The sequence below is a fragment of the Streptomyces chisholmiae genome (assembly GCF_031845445.1).
GTDB lineage: Bacteria > Actinomycetota > Actinomycetes > Streptomycetales > Streptomycetaceae > Streptomyces > Streptomyces chisholmiae.
The window spans coordinates 1-918 of the sequence record NZ_JAVREO010000052.1 but is presented as its reverse complement, the minus strand read 5'-3'; the positions used below and the strand labels follow the sequence as shown (position 1 = coordinate 918).

Annotated in this window: 1 protein-coding gene; it reads right to left on the bottom strand. The window is 66.0% G+C overall.

The window, feature by feature from the left end:
• A partial coding sequence (locus RM844_RS32000; RefSeq protein ID WP_311670962.1) for an SDR family NAD(P)-dependent oxidoreductase occupies positions 1–897 on the bottom strand: 897 nt, incomplete at its 3' end.
• Positions 898–918: the final 21 nt, after the last annotated feature.

Here is a 918-nt window from a genome sequence, read left to right as displayed (position 1 = left end):
CCCCCAGGCGAGGGACTGGGCGGGTAGCCCGTTGGCATGCCGGTGTTGCGCCAACGCGTCCAGATAGGCGTTGGCCGCCGCGTAACTCCCCTGACCCGCCGCACCAAACACCCCAGCGGCCGAGGAGAACAACACGAACGCGTCCAACTCCAACCCCCGCGTCACCTCATGCAAATTCCACGCCGCCTCCGCCTTCCCCCGCCACACCGACGCCAACCGCTCCGGCGTCAACGACGTCACCACCCCGTCATCCAACGCCACCGCCGCATGCACCACCCCCCGCAACGGAAACTCCTCCGACACCCCAGCCACCACACCCGCCAACGCCTCCCGATCCCCCGCATCACACGCCACCACCGACACCCGAGCCCCCGCACCCTCCAACTCCGCCACCAACCCCTCCGCACCCGGCGCCCCCAACCCCCGCCGCGACAACAACACCAACGACCGCACCCCACGCCCCACCAACCACCGCGCCACCAAACCACCCAACGAACCCGTCCCACCCGTAATCAACACCGTCCCATCACCACGCAACCGCCGCGGCATCCGCAACACAATCTTCCCCACATGACGCGCCTGCGCCATAAACCGAAACGCCTCCCGCGCCCGCCGCACATCCCACTCCCGCACCGGCAAACCCACCAACCCACCCGACTCAAACAACCCACACAACTCACCCAACATCCCCCGCACACCCTCAACACCCGCCTCCATCGGATCAAACAACCGATACGACACCCCAGGCCACCCCTCAGCCACCACACCCGGATCACGCCGATCCGTCTTCCCCATCTCCAAAAACCGCCCACCCCGAGGCAACAAATCCAACGACGCATCCACAAACCCACCAGCCAACGAATTCAACACCACATCAACACCCGCACCACCCGTCACCCCCAAAAACTTCTCCCGAAA